19 protein-coding genes are annotated in these 18229 nt (G+C 62.9%); 7 read left to right on the top strand and 12 right to left on the bottom strand.

Annotation, left to right across the window (positions count from 1 at the left end; genetic code table 11):
• Positions 1–24: 24 nt before the first annotated feature.
• The gene (locus H4I92_RS06630) at positions 25–483 is read right to left on the bottom strand and encodes a hypothetical protein (protein WP_077529859.1); all 459 of its coding nucleotides are present in this window, start codon (positions 481–483) and stop codon (positions 25–27) included.
• A gap of 188 nt (positions 484–671) precedes the next feature.
• Here H4I92_RS06630 and H4I92_RS06625 point away from each other — a divergent pair, with 188 nt between their 5' ends.
• From H4I92_RS06625 to H4I92_RS06610, 4 genes are all read left to right on the top strand, one after another.
• Positions 672–2819, top strand: coding sequence for an FAD-dependent oxidoreductase (locus H4I92_RS06625; protein ID WP_077529858.1), 2148 nt, complete (start codon positions 672–674; stop codon positions 2817–2819).
• Positions 2820–2977: 158 nt separating this feature from the next.
• Complete coding sequence (ectA, locus tag H4I92_RS06620) at positions 2978–3496, top strand: diaminobutyrate acetyltransferase (RefSeq protein ID WP_077529857.1); 519 nt, start codon at positions 2978–2980, stop codon at positions 3494–3496.
• Between the two features lie 93 nt (positions 3497–3589).
• Positions 3590–5026 carry an aspartate kinase gene (locus H4I92_RS06615; protein WP_077529856.1) on the top strand — a complete coding sequence of 479 codons (1437 nt, stop codon included), beginning with the start codon at positions 3590–3592 and terminating at the stop codon, positions 5024–5026.
• A 163-nt stretch (positions 5027–5189) separates the two neighbouring features.
• Positions 5190–6263: a sigma-70 family RNA polymerase sigma factor gene (locus tag H4I92_RS06610; protein WP_218668162.1), complete on the top strand. Its 1074-nt coding sequence runs from the start codon at positions 5190–5192 to the stop codon at positions 6261–6263.
• Positions 6264–6272: 9 nt separating this feature from the next.
• On the opposite strand, the gene H4I92_RS06605 is transcribed toward H4I92_RS06610, so the two are convergent.
• The 7 genes from H4I92_RS06605 to pdxH all read right to left on the bottom strand — a co-directional run bounded on the left by H4I92_RS06605 (position 6273) and on the right by pdxH (position 9781).
• A complete protein-coding gene (locus H4I92_RS06605; protein WP_077529855.1) occupies positions 6273–6722 on the bottom strand; it encodes a DUF3429 domain-containing protein in 450 nt (149 codons plus the stop codon).
• The gene (locus tag H4I92_RS06600; protein ID WP_077529854.1) at positions 6722–7021 is read right to left on the bottom strand and encodes a DUF6482 family protein; all 300 of its coding nucleotides are present in this window, start codon (positions 7019–7021) and stop codon (positions 6722–6724) included. Before H4I92_RS06600 ends, H4I92_RS06605 begins: the two co-directional genes overlap by 1 nt.
• 73 nt (positions 7022–7094) lie before the next feature.
• A complete protein-coding gene (locus H4I92_RS06595; RefSeq protein ID WP_077529853.1) occupies positions 7095–7496 on the bottom strand; it encodes a fluoride efflux transporter FluC in 402 nt (133 codons plus the stop codon).
• Positions 7493–7870 (bottom strand): fluoride efflux transporter FluC, encoded by a 378-nt coding sequence (locus H4I92_RS06590; protein WP_143512617.1) that lies wholly within the window; start codon positions 7868–7870, stop codon positions 7493–7495. Before H4I92_RS06590 ends, H4I92_RS06595 begins: the two co-directional genes overlap by 4 nt.
• Positions 7867–8475 carry a DNA-3-methyladenine glycosylase I gene (locus H4I92_RS06585; RefSeq protein WP_077529851.1) on the bottom strand — a complete coding sequence of 203 codons (609 nt, stop codon included), beginning with the start codon at positions 8473–8475 and terminating at the stop codon, positions 7867–7869. Before H4I92_RS06585 ends, H4I92_RS06590 begins: the two co-directional genes overlap by 4 nt.
• Positions 8472–9173, bottom strand: coding sequence for a 4'-phosphopantetheinyl transferase family protein (locus H4I92_RS06580; protein ID WP_077529850.1), 702 nt, complete (start codon positions 9171–9173; stop codon positions 8472–8474). Before H4I92_RS06580 ends, H4I92_RS06585 begins: the two co-directional genes overlap by 4 nt.
• On the bottom strand, positions 9146–9781 hold the full coding sequence (gene pdxH, locus H4I92_RS06575; RefSeq protein ID WP_077529849.1) for a pyridoxamine 5'-phosphate oxidase: 636 nt from the start codon (positions 9779–9781) through the stop codon (positions 9146–9148). Before pdxH ends, H4I92_RS06580 begins: the two co-directional genes overlap by 28 nt.
• A 125-nt stretch (positions 9782–9906) precedes the next feature.
• Here pdxH and yfbR point away from each other — a divergent pair, with 125 nt between their 5' ends.
• On the top strand, positions 9907–10506 hold the full coding sequence (gene yfbR, locus H4I92_RS06570; protein WP_077529848.1) for a 5'-deoxynucleotidase: 600 nt from the start codon (positions 9907–9909) through the stop codon (positions 10504–10506).
• Here yfbR and H4I92_RS06565 read toward each other — a convergent pair.
• A complete protein-coding gene (locus H4I92_RS06565; RefSeq protein ID WP_179105642.1) occupies positions 10485–11456 on the bottom strand; it encodes a L,D-transpeptidase family protein in 972 nt (323 codons plus the stop codon). The genes yfbR and H4I92_RS06565 overlap by 22 nt on opposite strands.
• Positions 11431–11898: a MarR family transcriptional regulator gene (locus H4I92_RS06560; RefSeq protein WP_077531682.1), complete on the bottom strand. Its 468-nt coding sequence runs from the start codon at positions 11896–11898 to the stop codon at positions 11431–11433. Before H4I92_RS06560 ends, H4I92_RS06565 begins: the two co-directional genes overlap by 26 nt.
• Positions 11899–12122: 224 nt before the next feature.
• Between H4I92_RS06560 and H4I92_RS06555 the strand changes: the two genes are divergently transcribed.
• Entirely contained in the window at positions 12123–13928 is a 1806-nt protein-coding gene (locus H4I92_RS06555) for an ExeM/NucH family extracellular endonuclease (protein WP_080506798.1), read from the top strand.
• A gap of 22 nt (positions 13929–13950) precedes the next feature.
• Positions 13951–15960, top strand: a complete 2010-nt coding sequence (locus tag H4I92_RS06550) for a putative bifunctional diguanylate cyclase/phosphodiesterase (protein WP_077529845.1) — start codon at positions 13951–13953, stop codon at positions 15958–15960.
• Here H4I92_RS06550 and H4I92_RS06545 read toward each other — a convergent pair.
• Positions 15920–16459: a DUF4136 domain-containing protein gene (locus tag H4I92_RS06545; RefSeq protein ID WP_077529844.1), complete on the bottom strand. Its 540-nt coding sequence runs from the start codon at positions 16457–16459 to the stop codon at positions 15920–15922. The genes H4I92_RS06550 and H4I92_RS06545 overlap by 41 nt on opposite strands.
• 76 nt (positions 16460–16535) lie before the next feature.
• Positions 16536–18119, bottom strand: coding sequence for a methyl-accepting chemotaxis protein (locus H4I92_RS06540; protein WP_077529843.1), 1584 nt, complete (start codon positions 18117–18119; stop codon positions 16536–16538).
• Positions 18120–18229 lie beyond the last annotated feature (110 nt).

Here is an 18229-nt window from a genome sequence, read left to right as displayed (position 1 = left end):
GGCGGGTGTCATCACTTCTGCCGGTCAGTTCCGGAGCGGTGCCAACAGGCGGCTGCCGCCCCAGAGCGCGAGACCGAACAGCAGATGGGGAACGAACGAAGCAGGGATCAGTTTCATGCTGATCGCCATACCCGCAATCCCCCAGCCGAACAACGGGAAGAAAACGAGCAGAACCCCCAGCCATAGAACGCCCGCAAGAGCCAGGGCCGACTTCAGGGACCCCGGATTGAGGAAGATCGCATAGACGAGGGTCCAGGCAATCACGTAAGCGAGATGGAAAAGCAAACCAACCGGCATCGGAAGGCTTGTGCCGAATACCATCTCGGCAAACTTCAGACTGGGCGGCGCTGGCATGGGTGAAAGGCCCAGATTGAACATGGGCACCATGAACAGCGATGGGATGATGGCCGCGATAAGCCCGATCCCCAATGTGCGAGGCCATGAAATGCCCGCTGACTGGATTGCACTTGTGACGGTCGCCATGACGCACCTCCTGGTGTTTATTGGTTGGTAATCACTGGTCCGGACACAGAGAGGGAATGGGTGTTACATGGGGGGCAGGCCAGTCCTGTCCTGCCATCGGGTGTCCAAACCGGGGCAGTCGCTGTAACGTAAGCCACCCGGTGACGTCTTTACGGCAGCGAGCCATTCACAACCAGAAGGATTCCGGAATGAGCAACAGTAAAAAGATCGTTCTAGGCGTCATCGCGCTGTTGGTGGGGGCTTTCTTCCTGTTTGACCTGGGCCGTTTCCTTGAACTGTCGGTCCTCAAGGCGCAACAGGAGCAACTCAGAGAGTTGATTGAAGCCAATCTGTTGCTCAGCCTGGCACTGTTGTTCGTCGTCTATGTGGTCGTCACGGCGCTGTCTCTCCCGGGCGCCGCTGTCATGACGCTTGCCGGCGGCGCCCTGTTCGGCTTCGGCTGGGGGCTTCTGGTGATCTCTTTCGCCTCCACCATCGGCGCCACACTGGCCTTCCTGGTGGCCCGCTTTCTTTTCCGTGACACCCTCAAGGCCCGCTACGCGAACTACCTGAAGAGAATCGATGACGGTATCCAGCGTGACGGCGCCTTTTACCTTGCTACGTTACGCCTGATCCCGGTCTTTCCGTTCTTTGTCATCAACATCGTGCTGGGGCTGACCGGCATGCGGACCTGGACGTTCTACTGGGTCAGCCAGCTCGCCATGCTGCCGGGAACCGCCGTCTACGTGAATGCCGGCACCCAGCTGGCGCAGATCGAGCGCATGGGCGATATTGTTTCGCCGGAACTGCTGCTGTCCTTCGTGCTGCTGGGGGTTTTTCCGCTTATCGCCAAGTTTGTGGTGGGTCGCATCCAGAAGAAGCGGCTCTACGCGGATTTCGAGAAGCCCGAGCGCTTTGACTACAACATGGTCGTGATCGGGGGCGGCAGCGCCGGGCTGGTCTCTGCCTACATCGGAGCCACCGTGAACGCGAAGGTCGCCCTGGTGGAGCGCGGGAAGATGGGCGGCGACTGCCTCAACACCGGCTGTGTCCCCTCCAAGGCCCTGATCCGATCGGGGAAGGTGGCCCAGATGATGCGCCAGGCGGACCGTTACGGGCTGGAAGCCAGCGAGCCGAAGGTGCCCTTTGCCTCCGTCATGAAGCGGATCCACAGCGTGATCCGGACCATTGAGCCCCATGACTCCGTGGAGCGGTTCACCAGCCTGGGCGTTGATTGCATCCAGGGCTCCGCGCGCTTCGTGACGCCCTGGGAAATCGAGTTGGACGAGGACGGTGCCAAACGCCGCATCACCACCCGGACCGTAGTCATCGCTACCGGCGGCAAGCCGTTTGTGCCGCCGATCCCGGGCGTGGAGGACGTGGAACCACTGACTTCGGAAAACCTCTGGGAGATCGAGGAGCAGCCGGGGCGCCTGGTGGTTCTGGGTGGTGGCCCCATCGGCTCCGAGCTCAGTCAGGCGTTTGCGCGGCTGGGTACGACGGTCACGCAGATTGAACAGGGCGACCGTCTCCTGCCTCGCGAGGACACCGATGTCTCGGAACTGGTGCTAAACCGCTTCCGCGAGGAAGGCGTGGACGTCCGCCTCGGGCACAAGGCCAGCCGCTTCGCGGTCGAGGACGGCGAACGCGTGGTCTACTGCGAGCATGGCGGCGGGACAGTGCGGATTCCGTTTGACCGGGTCCTGGTGGCCGTGGGCCGCAAGGGCAATACCGAAGGTCTGGGTCTGGAGGCCCTGAACATCGAGCCCGGCCCGCAGGGCACGGTACCCACCAGTGAGGACCTGAGTGTCGTCTACCCCAACATCTTCGCCTGCGGCGATGTGGCCGGACCCTACCAGTTCACCCATATGGCCGCCCACCAGGCCTGGCACGCGGCAGTGAACGCCCTGTTCGGCCAGTTCAAGCGCTTTAGGGTGGATTACTCGGTCACGCCCTGGGTCACCTTCACCTCACCGGAGGTGGGCCGGGTCGGGCTCAATGAAGCCGAGGCCCGCGAACAGGGCATCGACTACGAAGTCACCACCTATGGCCTGGACGACCTGGACCGCGCCATTGCCGAGAGCGAGGATCACGGCTTTATCAAGGTCATCACATGGCGCGGCAAGGACAGGATCCTGGGCGCCACCGTCGCCGGCGAACACGGCGGTGAACTGCTGACCGAGTTCATCCTGGCCATGAAGCACGGGATCGGCCTGAACAAGATCCTGGGCACCATCCACCCCTACCCCACCTGGAACGAGAGCGTTAAGTTTGCGGCGGGTGAATGGAAGAAGGCCCATGCGCCACAGAAGGTGATCCAGTGGCTGGGGCGGTACCACAGGCGGCGCCTGGGGTAGGCCAGCAGGCTGGCTGGTTCCATTTTCACCAGTCACCCTTTACAATAGACTACGTATTATCCCATACAGGGCTGCATAAAAGCCCTTAAAATCAACGGCAAAGGCATTCAGTCAGAACAGCGGGCACAGCTCCGATGGCTGGATGAACTCGAGACCGAATGACCAGCGATACCTCCAGGGCGGAGGCAATCGAGCTCAGGCAACCGAAGGACACGGATGGCTACCGGTTACACCGGCTGATTGCCGAATGCCCGCCGCTCGACCCCAATTCCATCTACTGCAACCTCCTCCAGTGCTCCCACTTTGCCGAGACCGGCGTGGCCGCCGAACTCGATGGTGAGCTGGTAGGGTTCATTTCCGCGTATATTCCGCCGACGAAGCCGGACACTGTTTTCGTCTGGCAGGTGGCGGTGCATGAGAAAGCGCGCGGTACCGGCCTTGGCAAGCGCATGCTGCGCTTCATTGTGGAGCGCCCTGCCTGCCGTGGCGTCCGCTTCATGGATACCACCATCACCGAGGACAACGAGGCCTCCTGGGGCCTGTTCCGGTCCTTCGCACGGGATCTGGGCGCGGAGACACAGCAGTCCGTTTTCTTTGACAGTGAGGCCCATTTCGGCGGGCAGCACGATTCCGAGATCCTGTTCCGGATCGGGCCCTTCGACGTGAACGGTCACTGAAACAGCATACGGCTCCGGTGCCGGCTACACTGGTTGGCAGGAAAACCGGTCGGTGCCGGGGCGTAAAGTCAGAATCAACGTAAGAACGGTACTATGGCAGAACATACGGTAGAAAAAATCGGTGGTACGTCCATGTCGGATTATACCGCCGTTCGAGACAACATCATTCTCGCCAACCGCGAGGAAGGCGATGTCTACAACCGCATCTTCGTGGTTTCCGCCTACGGTGGCGTCACGGACCGGCTCCTGGAACACAAGAAGAGCGGCGACGCGGGGGTTTACGCCCTGTTCTCCCAGTCCGATTCCGACTGGGCCTGGGGCGATGAGCTGACCAAACTCTCCAAATACCTGTGCGAAATCAATGAAGAGCTGTTCGGGGATGAACTGCTGAGCCAGCAGGCCGACCAGTTCATCGCTGAGCGCATCGAGGGTGTGCGCAACTGCCTGCTCGACCTGCAGCGTCTGTGCTCCTACGGCCATTTCCAGCTGGAAGACCATCTGCTGACGGTGCGCGAGATGCTCGCCGGCATCGGTGAGGCCCACAGTGCCTTCAACACCACGCTGCTGCTGCAGAATGAGGGCTACAACGCCCGCCTGGTTGACCTGACGGGCTGGCGCGATACCGAAACCCTGCCGCTGGATGAAAAGGTGTCGCAGGCATTCGACAAGATCGACCTGAGCCGCGAGCTGGCGATCGTGACGGGTTACGCGCAGTGCAAGGAAGGGCTGATGCGCACCTTCGACCGCGGCTACAGCGAGATGACCTTCTCCCGGATTGCCTGCATGACCGAGGCACGGGAAGCAGTGATCCACAAGGAATACCACCTCAGTTCCGCCGACCCCAAGATAGTGGACGCGGAGAAGGTGGTGCCGCTGGGCCGCACCAACTACGACGTGGCCGACCAGCTGGCCAACCTGGGCATGGAGGCGATCCATCCGCGCGCGGCCAAGGGCATGCGTCAGGCGGACATTCCGCTGCGGCTGAAGAACACCTTTGAGCCCGAGCACACGGGGACGCTGATCACCCGCGATTACGTGAGCGAGAAGCCCCAGGTGGAGATCGTGGCAGGTATGCGGCACGTCTTCGGCATCGAGGTTTTCGATCAGGACATGCTCGGCGAGCCCGGGGCGGACCGTAAATTCCTTGAGATTCTGTCCCGCTTCAAGGTGCACTTCGTCAGCAAGGACACCAATGCCAATACGATTACCCACTACGTGGACACCTCGCTGCGCAACGTGAAGCGGCTGGTGAAGGCGTTGGAAGAGGTGTTCCCGTCGGCGGAGATCTCCACCCGCAAGGTCGCCATGGTCTCGGCCATAGGCAGTGACATGCAGGTGCCGGGGCTGCTGGCCACGGCGGTCAATGCCCTGCAGGATGCGGAGATCCCGGTGCTGGCCATGCACCAGTGCATGCGCCAGGTGGACATGCAGTTCGTGGTGGAGGAAAGTGACTACGAGCGTGCCATCGCTACCCTGCACGGTAAGCTGATTGAGCCCCATAAGCATGAATACGCCATTGTTGCGGCCTGATTGGCTGTCTCAATGGCTGTGATGAGACGCTGCTATTGCTTCAGAGCCCCTGTCTGACAGGGGCTCCCGCCCTTCCGCCCTGTAACACTCGCGGGCGCATTGAGTCATCCATAAACGACCGCATACAGTATATATAGATAGAACCATCAACCAGGGGAATACTATGGATACGCTGTTGGACCCGATGGAACAGCGTGACCGTGAGCTGGTTGACGACGTCAGGGCCGATACGACGGAAACCTGGAAGGAACCGGCGTCAGCCGAGCCGGAAGTGCTGGACGATCAGGAGCCAGCTTCCGTCGTCGGTCACTATTTCCGGGATGCCCACCGCTTCTCGCTTCTCGGCAGGGAAGCGGAGCGCGACCTGGGTCAGTCACTGGAAAAGACTCTTCGTGGTCTGCTCGCGGAAATCGTGGAGCCGGAACCGGAAGCACTGACCATCCGTGAAGTGCTTGCCCGGGTGGAGGCCCGCACCGGCTCGCTGAGTGAGCAGGCACGCCAACATCTGACGGATCTGCGCAAGTGGCGGCGTGAACTTATCCAGAGCAACCTGCGGCTTGCGGTCTATATCGCGCGTGGGCAGCAGGGCCGCGGTCTGCCGTTGCCGGATCTCATCCAGGAGGCCAACCTTGGCCTGATCAAGGCCGTGGAGCGCTTTGATCCGACCCGTGGCTTCAAGTTCTCCACCTACGCCTACTGGTGGATCTCCGAGGAGGTCAAACGGGCCATCAAGCGCGGGCGCCGTGTCGTCCGTACGCCGGACCATGTGGTGGACGAGATCCGGCGCCTGCAGGCTGTGGAGGCCCGTCTCCAGCGTGAGACCGGTGCCCAGCCCGACCGTTATGAGCTGGCGGAGGCTGCTGGAACCACGCCGGATCGCGTGGATGAGCTTCTGGGCTTCGCCCGCCCGGAAGTCTCGACCGCCACGCCGATTTCCAGTGAGGGGGACCTGGAGCTGGGAGACACCCTTACCGATGAAAGTAGTCACAATGGTGAATCACCACTGGAGGAACGGGACCAGGCACGCCTGCTGAAGGACCTGTTCCACCTGCTGCGTGAACGCGAGGCTGATATTCTGGGTCGACGCTTCGGGATCAACCGGGATGAGCCCGAGACGCTGCAGGTGATCTCCGAGGAGCTCGGTATCAGCCGTGAGCGGGTGCGTCAGATCGAAAAGGGCGCACTGAGCAAGCTTCGGGAGCATGCCGCCCTTTTTGCGGATGTGGCCGGTAACTGACTTTCAGCCTCAATGCACCAGGTAGAGCCAGGCGGCGGCCGCCACCTGGCAGGTTACCACTCCTGTTGTCAGCATAAGCCGGAGACTGAGGTACCAGCGCGGCCAGTAGCCGGGCATGGTGAACCAGTCCACAAGGCACATCAGGATATAGAGCACCGGGAAGATCAGTGCCTGCAGGTGCCAGTCCAGTAGCAGTGTCAGCCCCGCGGAAACGAAGAACACCTGACTCAGGAACATGGCATGGATGGGTGACAGCGGATAGCTGTGCTCACCCATCTGCATGCTCACAGGCCAGTAGACGCCGCTCAGAAAGGCGAGTATCCCCGCGCTGTACAGGTAGAAGATCTGGGTGCCAAGCGGGCCGTGGTGGGTGGAGAACACCATGATGGCCAGCGTGGCCAAAAAGGGAATCAGCCCAGCGAGACCGAAAGTGAACGCAAGCGGGCGGATTGCAAGCATCAGCGGTATCTCCCTGTAGGGATGCGCAGCGGATCAATGCCCACCTCATCCAGCCCGACCATTTCGTTGTAGGCCGAATCATGGACCAGCTCCCGGGTGGCAATGCCCGCCTCATCCAGCAGCTCATTGGCCGCGGGGACGCTGGGAAGGAGCATGGTGGCGTTATCGTCGTCCGAAAGAACCCGGTGCTGGCCGTCCAGCAGCACACGGATCATGTAGAACTGGCCTTCGAGTGAACGTATCTCGGTGTACTCGACGCGTTTCGCCGCGTCACGGAGAGCGGGAAGCTGAATACGCATAACCGGGTCCCATCCTGCCCTGTGGTGTATCCAGAGATACGATGGCGTGGTGGTGTCTGGTTTGCCCGTGCTTTCAGTCTGTGCGATCTGTCATGTTCCGCCGGCCTGCCGCCAGCCCCAGTGCGGAGCCGAGCAGCATCAGTACGATTGTGCCCGTGATATTGGCAGTACCGGCCGCTACTGCGCCGGAACGCAGCAGGACAAGGGTTTCGTGGCTGAACACCGAGAACGTGGTGAGCCCGGCGCAGAAACCGGGTACCAGAAAGGCGTGGAGGTTGGCGTGCGCGAGCCTTGATGAGGGTATGGTGGCGCGCCCGGCAATCCAGCCAATGAGAAGGGAGCCGAGGGTATTCACGACCAGGGTGCTCCAGGGGAACGGCGCTTCCGGGAGCATGAACCGGTCCACCCCGTAGCGAATGACACCGCCCAGTGCCGTGCCCAGGGCTACCCAGAGACTGGTGATCGCCTGGTTCATGGCCAGCCTCCTGTCATCGTCAGCCCCAGAATGACCGCACCCAGCCCGGCCACCAGTGTGGCGACCAGGTTGAACACTGCTGTTGCAGCCCGGTGCGTGCGCGCCAGGGTGATGGTCTGGAGGGACCAGGAGGATACCGTGGTGAAGCTTCCGCAGAAGCCGGTCATGGCCAGGGCGGCCGCCACGGGCTGTTCCGCCGCGCCACCAAGGGTGCCGACCAGAAGCCCCAGTACAAAGGCGCCGAGGGTGTTCACCGTCAGGGTGCCGAAGGACAGCGGCGTATGGGTGCGCCGGTCGATCCAGCCCGTCAGGTGGAAGCGGCACAGCCCGCCCAGAGCACTGCCGGCCGCCACGGCCACGAATTCCGTGATCACAGGGCCATCTCCCGGCTCTGGGTGACGGTTTCCCCGCGCACCGGGCACCCCAGGAGATGGTCATTGACCATGCCGACCGCCTGCATGAAGGCATAGCAGATGGTGGGGCCGACGAACCGGAAACCCCGCTTTTTCAGCGCCCGGGACATGGCTCTGGACTCCGCGGTTTCATCCGGAATCTCCTGTACCTCGTGGAATTCGTTGATGATCGGCTGATGGTTTACAAACGACCACAGGAAGGCACTGAAATCCTCGCCCTCTCGCTCCATGGCCAGGAGTGCCCGGGCGTTGCCGACAATGGCCTCGACCTTGCGGCGATTTCGAACAATGCCGGTGTCGGACAGTGCCGCCTCGATCTCCTGTTCACCCCAGTTGGCCAGGCGCTCGGGCCGGAACCCCTCGAAACGCCGGCGATAGCCGGCCTGTTTGCGCAGGATCGTCAGCCAGCTGAGCCCGGCCTGCTGGCCATCCAGGCAGAGTTTCTCGAAGAGCTCATCCCTGTCGGTCACCGGCCGGCCCCAGACCCGGTCGTGGTACTCGATGTAATCCGGGGCGTCGCCGCACCAGGGGCAGCGCCCGTCACTGCGTTCCGTCACATTCTTCATGCTGAGCCAACCCTGTGTAAGTGCCAGTCTGCGTCACAGATCACCCCGTCATGCCGCCACTCAGGCATGGCGCTCCCCTGCCAGACCACGCAAACCCGGTGGCCCTGGACCGTCGTGGTGGCCACTCGCCAGGCGGGATCCGGCCGATCCAGCAGAAGCTGGCCGTTTTCCGGATCGAACGCCAGTGCCTGCAGGTTGCCGGCAATACCACGGGCGGTGGCCTTGATCCAGGCTTCCTTGAGCGTCCAGAGCGTCAGGAAGGCGTCTTCAGGCTGGGTCTGCGCCTGCAACCAATCCGTTTCCGGGCCTGTGAACCAGCGCCGGGCGAGCGCCTGCCAGGGTGGCGTGCGATTGACCCGCTCGGCATCCACCCCGATGGGCCCCTGGCTGAAGGCCGCCAGAACGAGTCTGTCCGTGTGGCAGAGGCTGCTCCGGAAACCGGCATCAGCGGGTGTGATGGCGCCATGGGCCGGGAGCTGGTCGAAATCCGGGCAGGTCAGTCCATGGGTCCGGGTGAAGTGTCGGGCGCCCAGGCGCCAGAGCTGTCGGGCCCAGGCATAGGTGGTCCGGCGGTCGGCGTCCTCCATGGCCTCAACCCGGGCCTGTTCCGCGGCATTGAGCGGGACTTCCCCGCCATTGCCGGGTGGGCCACTGAACAGCTGTGGTGGCGCTAGGGCTGAAGACGCTGGATCCGCCATCCATCACCTTCCCGGCGATACTCAAAACGGTCGTGCAGCCGGCTGGGCCGACCCTGCCAGAACTCAATGCGTTCGGGAATCACCCGGTAACCGCCCCAGAAATCCGGCAGCGGGATCCGCCCCTGACGGAAGCGCTCCTTCATACTCTGGAGCTTGGCCTCCAACGCCTGGCGGGATTCGATCACCGCGCTCTGCTGGGAGACCCAGGCACCCAGCTGGCTGCCCTCGGGGCGGGATGTGAAGTACTTCAGTGACTCCTGCCGGCTCACCTTCTCCACAGCGCCCTCAATGGTCACCTGTCGGTTGAGCGCCACCCAGGGAAAAAGCATGGCCGCGCGTGGATTCGCTTCCAGTGCCTTCGCCTTACGGCTGCCGTAGTTGGTGTAGAACACGAATCCGTCGGCGTCGAAGTACTTGAGCAGCACAGTACGGGCGGTGGGCCAGCCCTCGGCGTCTGCGGTGGCCAGCGTCAGGGCATTGGCGTCCTCGATGCCCGCTTCACGTGACTGGTCGAACCAGTGCTCGAACTGGCGGAAGGGGCAGTCATCCAGCTGGTCACGTTCCAGCCCCGCGCTCTCAAAGTCCCGGCGCATGTCGCCAATGTCCACGGCTTACCTCCTGGGTGTTTTCGTCAGAACACTAACATGTTCGCGCCCGCGTTGCCCGGTGCCAGCTCCATGGCCGTATAATGGCGCCACTGTGAACAACCACCGCCTGCTGGAGTTACCGCATCATGGCACGTCGCACCAGTCCCTTCTTCGCCTACCTTGGCCGCCTGCGCTGGATCCGGCGCTGGGGGCTGATGCGCAATGCCATTGAGGAGGACGTGGCGACGCATTCCTGGGAGGTCTCGGTGCTGGCCCACGCCCTGGCGACCATCCGCAACACGCACTATGACGGGGACGTGAACGCCGATGCCATTGCCGCGGCCGCCCTCTATCACGATGCCTCCGAAGTGATCACCGGGGACATGCCCACGCCCGTGAAGTACTACTCCAGCGTCATGCGCGAGGCCTTTGCGGACGTTGAGCACCGGGCCCAGAAGGAACTGCTGGATCTGCTGCCGGAGACGCTGCGCCCGGCGCTGGCGCCCTACCTGGAGGAAAGCAGCTGGAGTGACAGCACGGCGGAGCTGATCAAGGCCGCGGACCGGCTGGCGGCGCTGCTCAAGTGCGAGGCGGAGCTGCGGGCGGGGAACCGGGAGTTCGAGCAGGCGGCGCAGCAGATCCGCACACGGCTGGAATCCGAGGCGCTGCCCGAAGTGGCGTATTTCCTGGAAGTCTTTGCCCCGGACTACGGCGCCAGCCTGGACTATCTGCTGGAGCGCCAGTAGCGCCATCCCGGGGCCTTGCCCACGACCATGCCGACCCGGACCGCAAGGCCACTGGCCCGCTCAACGGCTTCCTCCACACGACCGCGGTAGATCTCAACCCCGGTCTGGTCCTGTCGGATACGCTCCAGGGCCTTTTCGGCTTCCCGCCACAGCCGGTCGTGGTCCGCCTTCCCGAGGCTTTCTTTCTGCCCGTGAACCTGCAGCCATATGGTGTTGCCCTGAACAGCCGCTTTCACGGGTTCATCCACAATCCGCACACCACTGCCCTTGGAGGTGGCCCAGACCAGCTCCTCGATATCGTCATTGAACATCCGGATGCAGCCGTGGCTGACCCGCTGGCCCACCCCGAAGCGCTTGTTGGTGCCGTGGATCAGGTAGCCGTCCTCCTCCAGCTGGAGCGCAAAAGGCCCGAGCGGATTGGAGGGGCCAGGCGGGATCTCGGCCGGCAGTTTGCGGCCCTCCTCGGCGGCTTCCTCCCGGATGGACTCCGGCGGATACCAGGCCGGGGATTCCAGGCGCATGCGGACACTGGTCCGGGTCAGTGGTGAGGGCGTGCTGGAGTTGCCGATGCCCACCGGATAGGTCACCACCCTGTCATCCCGGAAATGATAGAGCCGGAACTCGGCAAGATTGATGACAATGTCCTCGTGGGGACCGGAGGGCAGCAGGCGCCGCGAGGGGAGTCTTATCCGGGTGCCGTCTCCCGGTAGCCAGGGGTCCACGCCCGGATTGGCGCGCACCATTTCGAGAAAACCGAAACCCCGGTTCTCACCGATGCCGGCGAAGGTGTCCTCGTAGGCCGTGGTGATCCATGTGGGCTTACCAATGATGGTATCGCCCGGCTGCCATTGATGAATCTGCCCACTGGCGGACACGGCGGTGGCAAACGCCCACAGGCAGAGGGCGACCAGGGTTCGGGAAAGGCTATTTCTTTTCGTCAGTGGCAGCAAGATCCTGTTGATCCGTACTCGCGGCTTCGGCATTGGCCAGGATGCGTTCGAACACATCAAGGCATGTTGCCAGCTCATCGTCACTGATGCCACTCAGAAGCTGCTCACGGAGGCCTTCGGCACGATCATCCAGTTTCTTGATGAAGGATTCGCCGTGGTCGGTCAGGTGCAGGCGGCGGGCCCGCCGGTCCTGTTCACAGGGGCGGCGTTCAATCAGCTGCTGGGATTCGAGATTGTCGAGAAGTCGCACCAGCGTGGGATTCTCGATGGACATCAGCTCCGCCAGTTCCCGCTGGGTGACCCCTTCGCCGCCACGGTGCAGGGCAACCATGGTGCTCCAGCGCGCCTGGGTGACGCCGAGATCCTTGAGGCGCTCGTCAAGCAGCTTGCGCCAGCGACGAGCAATGCGGGCCACACTGAAGGGGAACTGACGTTGGTTCATGGTATCGGGACTCTGCTTTGCCTGCCTACCTGCCATCCTATCATCCATTACTTTGGCTGCTTATAGTTTCAGATGCGGTATTACAGCACCCGTTTGGCGTTATTGTGCCTCAGCGGATCAAGATCCGCCACGACATCCCTGAGTGACCTTCTGTTAGTCTAATGCGGGGAAATGGCTTCACCCATAGGGGTTGTCCACAGGTTACAGCGGGAGGAAACGCATCGATGCATAGCCTCAGATGGGTGCCGGCATGGCTGGTCCTGCTGACCATCGGACTCTGGTTCGGTCTCAGCTATGGGTTCTGGCCGTTGCCGGCGGCGGGTGAAGCCGGGTGCCATGGGGCGGTTACCGCTGTGGAGCGCATCCAGGGCACCGGGGTGGTCACGCCGCTGGATGGTCGTGCCGTCCTGACGGAAGGCGTTGTCACGGCGGATTTCACCGCCCGTGAGGCTCTGGGGGGCTATTTCATCCAGCAGGACGCGCATGCGACTGCGCGGGAGCCGGCCTCCCGCGGCCTGTTTGTCTATGCACCCGGCGCTGAAGTGTCGCCGGGAGAGCGGCTTCGGGTGCGCGGTGAGGCGGGGGAATACCACGGCATGACCCAGCTTTCCGACGCCCGTATCGAGGCCCGCTGCGGCGAGCCGGGTTTGCCTGAACCCGCTCCGCTGTCACTTCCATTAGACGGTGAAGGGAAGGAGGCGCTGGAGGGCATGCGGGTCCGCCTGCAGCACGATGCCATCATTACCGGCCTCTATGAGCTGGCACGCTACGGCGTGATCACTCTGGCTGACGGGCGCTTGTTCCAGCCCACCCAGGTTGCGGAACCCGGTAAAGCGGCGCGGCGGGTGGCCGAGCGCAACGAGAAGCGACGCCTGCTTGTGGATGACGGCAGTCGCAGTCAGTTCGCTTCCCTTCCGGGCTGGGTGCTGCGCCACTACGAATCAGGCCGGCGTCTCCGCGTGGGCGATGCACTTAAGGGCGTGGAGGGGATTCTGGACTACCGCTATGACGACTGGCGGCTCCAGCCCACGACGGCACCGGCGGTCCGCACCATGAACCCTCCCCCAGAGCCACTTGAGCGGCCGCGGGAAGGCCTCGTCCGGGTGGCGGGCTTCAACCTGCAGAACTATTTCAATGGCGACGGCAGCGGAGGCGGCTTTCCCACTGCCCGTGGCGCTGAAACCGCTGCGGCCTGGCGGGCCCAGCACCAGCGCCTGGTGACGGCACTGGACGGCCTCGCGGCGGACATCATCGGGCTGGTGGAGCTGGAAAACGATGGTACCGGGGAACACAGTGCCATCGCCTCTCTTACGGCCGAGCTTGAGGGCAGCTGGGCGTATGCCAGCCCGCAGCATCGGCCGGGTGATGATGCCATCGCGGTGGGCCTAGCCTGGCGCAGTGACCGGGTTACGCCTGTCGGTGAGCCGGAGGTGTTGCGGTCAGGGCCCTTCAATAAGGGCAGTCGTCCGCCCATGGCTCAGCGCTTCCGTCATAATGCTTCCGGTGCTGTTTTTCTGGTGGTGGTCAACCACTTCAAGAGCAAGGGCTGCGGTGAAGCCAGTGGCGCCAACGCGGCCCAGGGGGACGGCGAGGGCTGCTGGAGTGCCCACCGCAATGCGGCAACCCGACGGCTGCTCCAGTGGCTGGAGCGGCTCAGAGAGCCCATGGAGGCCCCGAAAGCCGTTCTGGTGGGGGATCTTAACGCCTATGCGCGGGAGACGCCCCTGTCGCTGCTGGAACAGGCCGGGTACCACAACGTACTCGCCGGTCGCCATGAAAGCCCGCGCAGCAGCTACATCTATCGGGCACAGTCGGGAACATTGGACTATATTCTGTTGGCAGGGGAAACAGAAGGTACCGTGGAGGCGGCCGGCATCCAGTCGATCAATGCCGATGAACCGCCACTGCTCCACTACAGCAGGGAAGAACGCGATGGGTTACCGGAGCCGCTGACCGTCTCCGCACAGCAACCCTGGCGAGCCTCGGACCATGATCCCACCTGGGTGGATCTGAAACTTGGTGTCGAGTGAGCAATGACGCTGGAGTGCGTTGATGGCAAAGCAGTCCGGTTCCCTGAGCCGAAGTAACGACATCCGTCACCACTGGCCCGTGCTGCTGCGGCGGGGGCCTTTGCTGATCGTGGCCCTGTATGTCCTTTTTGGAACCAGCTGGATCATGTTCAGTGACATGTGGCTGGCCACCCTGGTAGAGGACCCGGCCAGGGCCAGCCAGCTGCAGACCTGGAAAGGGTTCTTCTACATAGGCCTGACGGGGATGTTCCTGTACCTGGCCATGCGGAGCCTCTACGCGGCCATCGCCGGCATCAGCCGTGAGGCGGCGGAGCGCGAGATGCGCTTCCAGGAGATGGCGGAGTACATTCCGGAAGTATTCTGGATATGGGATCCGGAGCGTCAGTGCCTGAGCTATGTGTCTCCGGCGGTCGAATCCATATTGGGACTGTCGTCGGAGCGCCTGCTCGAGGATCGAGGCCTGTGGCTGCGAACCGTCCATCCCCAGGACAGTGAACGGGTCACCGGTACCCTGGAACACATCATCCGGAGCTGTAAGAGCATCACCCAGCAGTACCGCGTCCAGCATGCCGATGGAACCTGGCTGTGGGTTGAGGACCGTGCCTACCCGATTTGCGGCGAACAGGGTGAGCTGGTCCGGATGGTCGGGGTAACGGAAAACATCACCGAGCAGCACCACCAGCAGGAAGCCCTTTACGAAGCCGCCTACTACGACCGCCTCACGGGCCTGCCCAACCGTTACCTCTTCCATGAACGGCTGGAGCAGCAGTGCCAGGATGCCAGCCGCAACGAGCTGGCGTTCTCCCTGCTGTTTCTGGATCTGGACCGTTTCAAGTACGTCAATGACTCACTGGGTCACAGCGCGGGTGACGAACTGCTGCGCCAGGTGGCTCGGCGGCTCCTGAACGTGGTCGAAGGGCGGGGGTTCCTGGCCAGGCTGGGCGGTGACGAATTCGCGGTCCTGCTTTCCCGCCGACAGGATACGGAGCAGCGTGAAACCGTCGTGCGCGGGATCATCAATGACCTTTCACGTCCCTACCGGCTCCAGGGGGAGGATTCCTTCCTGACCCTCAGCGTCGGTGTGGCGCTTTTCCCACGGGATGGACGCGATGCGGAAAGCCTCACCCGCAGCGCGGATGTGGCCATGTACAGTGCCAAACGCCATGGCCGTAACAACTGGTCCTATTTCGACGAGAGTGACAATCCCGCCAGTACCGAACGCCTGCGACTCGAGGCGGACATCCACCGGGCGGTGGAGAACCGGGAGTTCGAACTGCACTACCAGCCCCAGTTCAATGCCCAGGGTACCCGGATGGATGGTGTCGAGTGCCTGCTGCGCTGGCAGCACCCGGAGCATGGCATGATCTCGCCGGGGGAGTTCATTCCCCTGCTTGAGGAGACGGGCCTCATTGTGGCTGTGGGGGTGCGGGTGATCGAAAAGGCCTGCCGTTGTATCCACGAGTGGCTCGGACGCGGGCTGCCGGACCATTTCGTGCTGGCGGTCAATGTGTCGGCGCGCCAGCTCCAGGATGAACACCTGCTGACGGAAACGCGGCGGCTGATGGAGGCCTGGAATGTACCGGAAGGCATGCTGGAGCTGGAGCTGACCGAGAGCTCCTTGATGGAGGAACCGGCCTATTCGCGCCGCCTGTTTGCGGGGCTGCGCAACATCGGAGTGAAGATCGCCATCGATGACTTCGGCGTACGCTATTCCAGCCTGAACTACCTGCGTGAATTCGCACCGGATATTCTCAAGATCGATAAGAGCTTTGTGGACCCGATCGCAGAGAGTGAGCGGGACCGCCACCTAGTGGAAGGCATCATTCAGCTTTCCCATACACTGGGTATCAGCGTTATCGGTGAAGGGGTGGAGACGGAAGCACAGCGGGCCATCCTGGAGCACGCTGGCTGTGACTGGATCCAGGGGTTCCTGCTGGCCCGCCCCATGCCGCTGGCAGGCTTCGAGACCCTGATGGCGCGGCTGGGCACGATCAGGGCTGAGGTGGGTACTGCTCGAACATGGCCTCAATGACCTGGTCGATCAGCTTGGTACGCTCCTCGCGATCCTGATTTTCGCTCAGGTAGCGCCGTCCCCGGCCTTCCCAGACCACCTGCTCAATGGTGGGGTCGACCATCTCCACCACCAGCTGGCCTTCACGTATTTCGCGGGTCTGAACCGGGCTGTGGGCCATGCCGAAGGTGAAGGGGCTGCGTCCGAATCCGAATCCAAGGCCCACGCTCGGCCCGCGTGACTCGGTGCGTACCTCGTCCTCAATCCGGTACCGAACCAGAATGTCGGGTTCCGCATCCTTCTGGGTGAAGCCCTCTCCGGTCAGTGCCTGCTGCAGGGCCCGTTCTATGCGTGCGGCATCCAGACCCTGAACGGCATCGTCATCACGTTCGGCAAAGCGGTAGCTGTTGTAGCGGTCGAAACCGGCTTTGCCGTCGAAATCCGTGACGGCGTAACGAGCACAGCCAGTGATCAGCGTCAGCAGAATAGCCAGTGTGACCGTCTTGAATACAGTTGCCATCGGTTGAGCCTCCCTTCGGACGAATCCATTATGGGCGCATCCCGCGCCGGAGGGAACCAATCTCGGGCGTTCTCTGTCAGCTCTGGTCCTGGCCGGATCTGAAGCGGTCCACCAGTACGTGCAGATCCTCGGCCAGCCCTTCCACGGCGGAGCTGACCTCTGCGGTCTGGTCCGCCTGCCCGGTGGTCTGGTCCGCCAGCTCGGCGATGCGTGTGATCTGTTGATTGATCTGGTCCGCCACCTGGCTCTGCTCTTCAACCGCGGAGGCCATCTGCATGGTCTGGGAAGCGATGGTGTCGATGTAACCCGCCACCTCCTGAACCTTGGTCTCGGTGTCCTGAACCGCATCAAGCCCTTGCTGGGCCATGCTGCGGCTGTTTTCCGTGGCCTCCAGGGACGCCTGGACCTGCTGCTTGAAGTTGTCGATGATCTGGTGGATGCGGTCCGTGGATTCGCGGGTACGGCTGGCCAGATTGCGCACCTCGTCCGCGACCACGGCAAAGCCGCGCCCGGCCTCGCCAGCGCGGGCGGCCTCGATGGCCGCGTTCAGTGCCAGCAGGTTGGTCTGGTCCGCGATGTCCGTGATCAGCTGGGCGGCGGAGCCGATCTCATCAGTGGCCTCACCCAGCTGGTTCACCGTCTGCGCCACGTTGTCGACACTGCCGGTGAGCTCGCCGATGACGCGGGAGTTCTCGCCCGCAATGCGTGTGATCTCGCCGGTTGCCGTATTGGCCTCGTCCGCCTGCTGCGCGGCCTGGCCCACGCTCTGGGAAACCTCGCTGATGGAGGCCGTCATCTCGTTGATGGCCGAGGCGGTCTGGTCCGTCTCGCCGCGCTGGTTGCGGATCTGGTCGCGGCTGGTCTGCATCAGCTGGTGGCCCTGGGCCGCCTTGGCGGAGAGCTGCCCGGCCAGGTTTTCCATGCGCTCGAGGACGGTGATCAGCCTGGCCTTTTCACTGATCATCAGCATGTCCAGCTCGCGCAGGCCGCTGCCGCGGGGAGAGTAGGTTGTGGCCACAAGCGGGTCCGCAAAGGCATCGGGCCGCAGCGCCAGCGTCTGCTTCAGGCGCTGCTGCAGGCGTTGGCGGTTCCAGGCACCACCAGCGGCGAGTCCGGCGAGGGTGGTGCCGGCCACTACGCCCGGGCTCAACCCGATTGCCAGTGGTGCCAGTGCGGCCCCGGCAACCAGCGCCAATGGCAGGTTCTGCATGGCCAGGGCCTTGATTTCAAGGCTGATGGGTGCGGCACGCTTGCCTGCATTGAGGCGGGCATAGACGCGGCTTGCCCGCTCCACCCAGTCACGCTCCGGTTTGGCGCGTACCGACTCGAACCCCACGATCCGGCCATCACGGCGGATGGGCGTCACATAGGCGCTGACCCAGTAGAAGTCGCCATTCTTGCAGCGGTTCTTCACCAGCCCCATCCAGGGCTTGCCCGCCTTGAGGTGGCCCCACATGTGCTCGAAAACCATCGGCGGCATGTCCGGGTGCCGTATGAGGTTGTGGGGCTGACCGATCAGTTCGTCCTCAGTGAAACCGCTGACTTCCACAAAGGCCTCGTTAACGAACTCGATCACGCCCCGGTCATTGGTGGCGGAGATCAGGGGCCGGTCTTCCTTTACCGGTACTTCTCTGTCGGTAACTGGAAGGTTTTGCCGCATGCCTGATACCTCTGGGGAAAATTGATACTCTTCAAAATAGCAGGTGAACCAATGTTTACCTCATTCGCATTACCCGTAATGGGACTTTACCGGGCCGCTGGCTCAGGCAT

The sequence above is a fragment of the Vreelandella halophila genome, from assembly GCF_019903425.1.
In the GTDB taxonomy this organism is placed as follows: domain Bacteria; phylum Pseudomonadota; class Gammaproteobacteria; order Pseudomonadales; family Oleiphilaceae; genus Halospina; species Halospina halophila.
Note: the sequence above shows the minus strand (reverse complement) of the source record. Positions and strands in the feature narration are given on the sequence as shown.

What these genes read in the sequence shown, in the direction of transcription:
- H4I92_RS06630 (WP_077529859.1), bottom strand. Translation starts at nt 483, where the DNA reads ATGGCGACCGTCACAAGTGCAATCCAGTCAGCGGGCATTTCATGGCCT.
- H4I92_RS06625 (WP_077529858.1), top strand. Translation starts at nt 672, where the DNA reads ATGAGCAACAGTAAAAAGATCGTTCTAGGCGTCATCGCGCTGTTGGTG.
- ectA (WP_077529857.1), top strand. Translation starts at nt 2,978, where the DNA reads ATGACCAGCGATACCTCCAGGGCGGAGGCAATCGAGCTCAGGCAACCG.
- H4I92_RS06615 (WP_077529856.1), top strand. Translation starts at nt 3,590, where the DNA reads ATGGCAGAACATACGGTAGAAAAAATCGGTGGTACGTCCATGTCGGAT.
- H4I92_RS06610 (WP_218668162.1), top strand. Translation starts at nt 5,190, where the DNA reads ATGGATACGCTGTTGGACCCGATGGAACAGCGTGACCGTGAGCTGGTT.
- H4I92_RS06605 (WP_077529855.1), bottom strand. Translation starts at nt 6,722, where the DNA reads ATGCTTGCAATCCGCCCGCTTGCGTTCACTTTCGGTCTCGCTGGGCTG.
- H4I92_RS06600 (WP_077529854.1), bottom strand. Translation starts at nt 7,021, where the DNA reads ATGCGTATTCAGCTTCCCGCTCTCCGTGACGCGGCGAAACGCGTCGAG.
- H4I92_RS06595 (WP_077529853.1), bottom strand. Translation starts at nt 7,496, where the DNA reads ATGAACCAGGCGATCACCAGTCTCTGGGTAGCCCTGGGCACGGCACTG.
- H4I92_RS06585 (WP_077529851.1), bottom strand. Translation starts at nt 8,475, where the DNA reads ATGAAGAATGTGACGGAACGCAGTGACGGGCGCTGCCCCTGGTGCGGC.
- H4I92_RS06580 (WP_077529850.1), bottom strand. Translation starts at nt 9,173, where the DNA reads ATGGCGGATCCAGCGTCTTCAGCCCTAGCGCCACCACAGCTGTTCAGT.
- yfbR (WP_077529848.1), top strand. Translation starts at nt 9,907, where the DNA reads ATGGCACGTCGCACCAGTCCCTTCTTCGCCTACCTTGGCCGCCTGCGC.
- H4I92_RS06560 (WP_077531682.1), bottom strand. Translation starts at nt 11,898, where the DNA reads ATGAACCAACGTCAGTTCCCCTTCAGTGTGGCCCGCATTGCTCGTCGC.
- H4I92_RS06555 (WP_080506798.1), top strand. Translation starts at nt 12,123, where the DNA reads ATGCATAGCCTCAGATGGGTGCCGGCATGGCTGGTCCTGCTGACCATC.
- H4I92_RS06550 (WP_077529845.1), top strand. Translation starts at nt 13,951, where the DNA reads ATGGCAAAGCAGTCCGGTTCCCTGAGCCGAAGTAACGACATCCGTCAC.
- H4I92_RS06545 (WP_077529844.1), bottom strand. Translation starts at nt 16,459, where the DNA reads ATGGCAACTGTATTCAAGACGGTCACACTGGCTATTCTGCTGACGCTG.
- H4I92_RS06540 (WP_077529843.1), bottom strand. Translation starts at nt 18,119, where the DNA reads ATGCGGCAAAACCTTCCAGTTACCGACAGAGAAGTACCGGTAAAGGAA.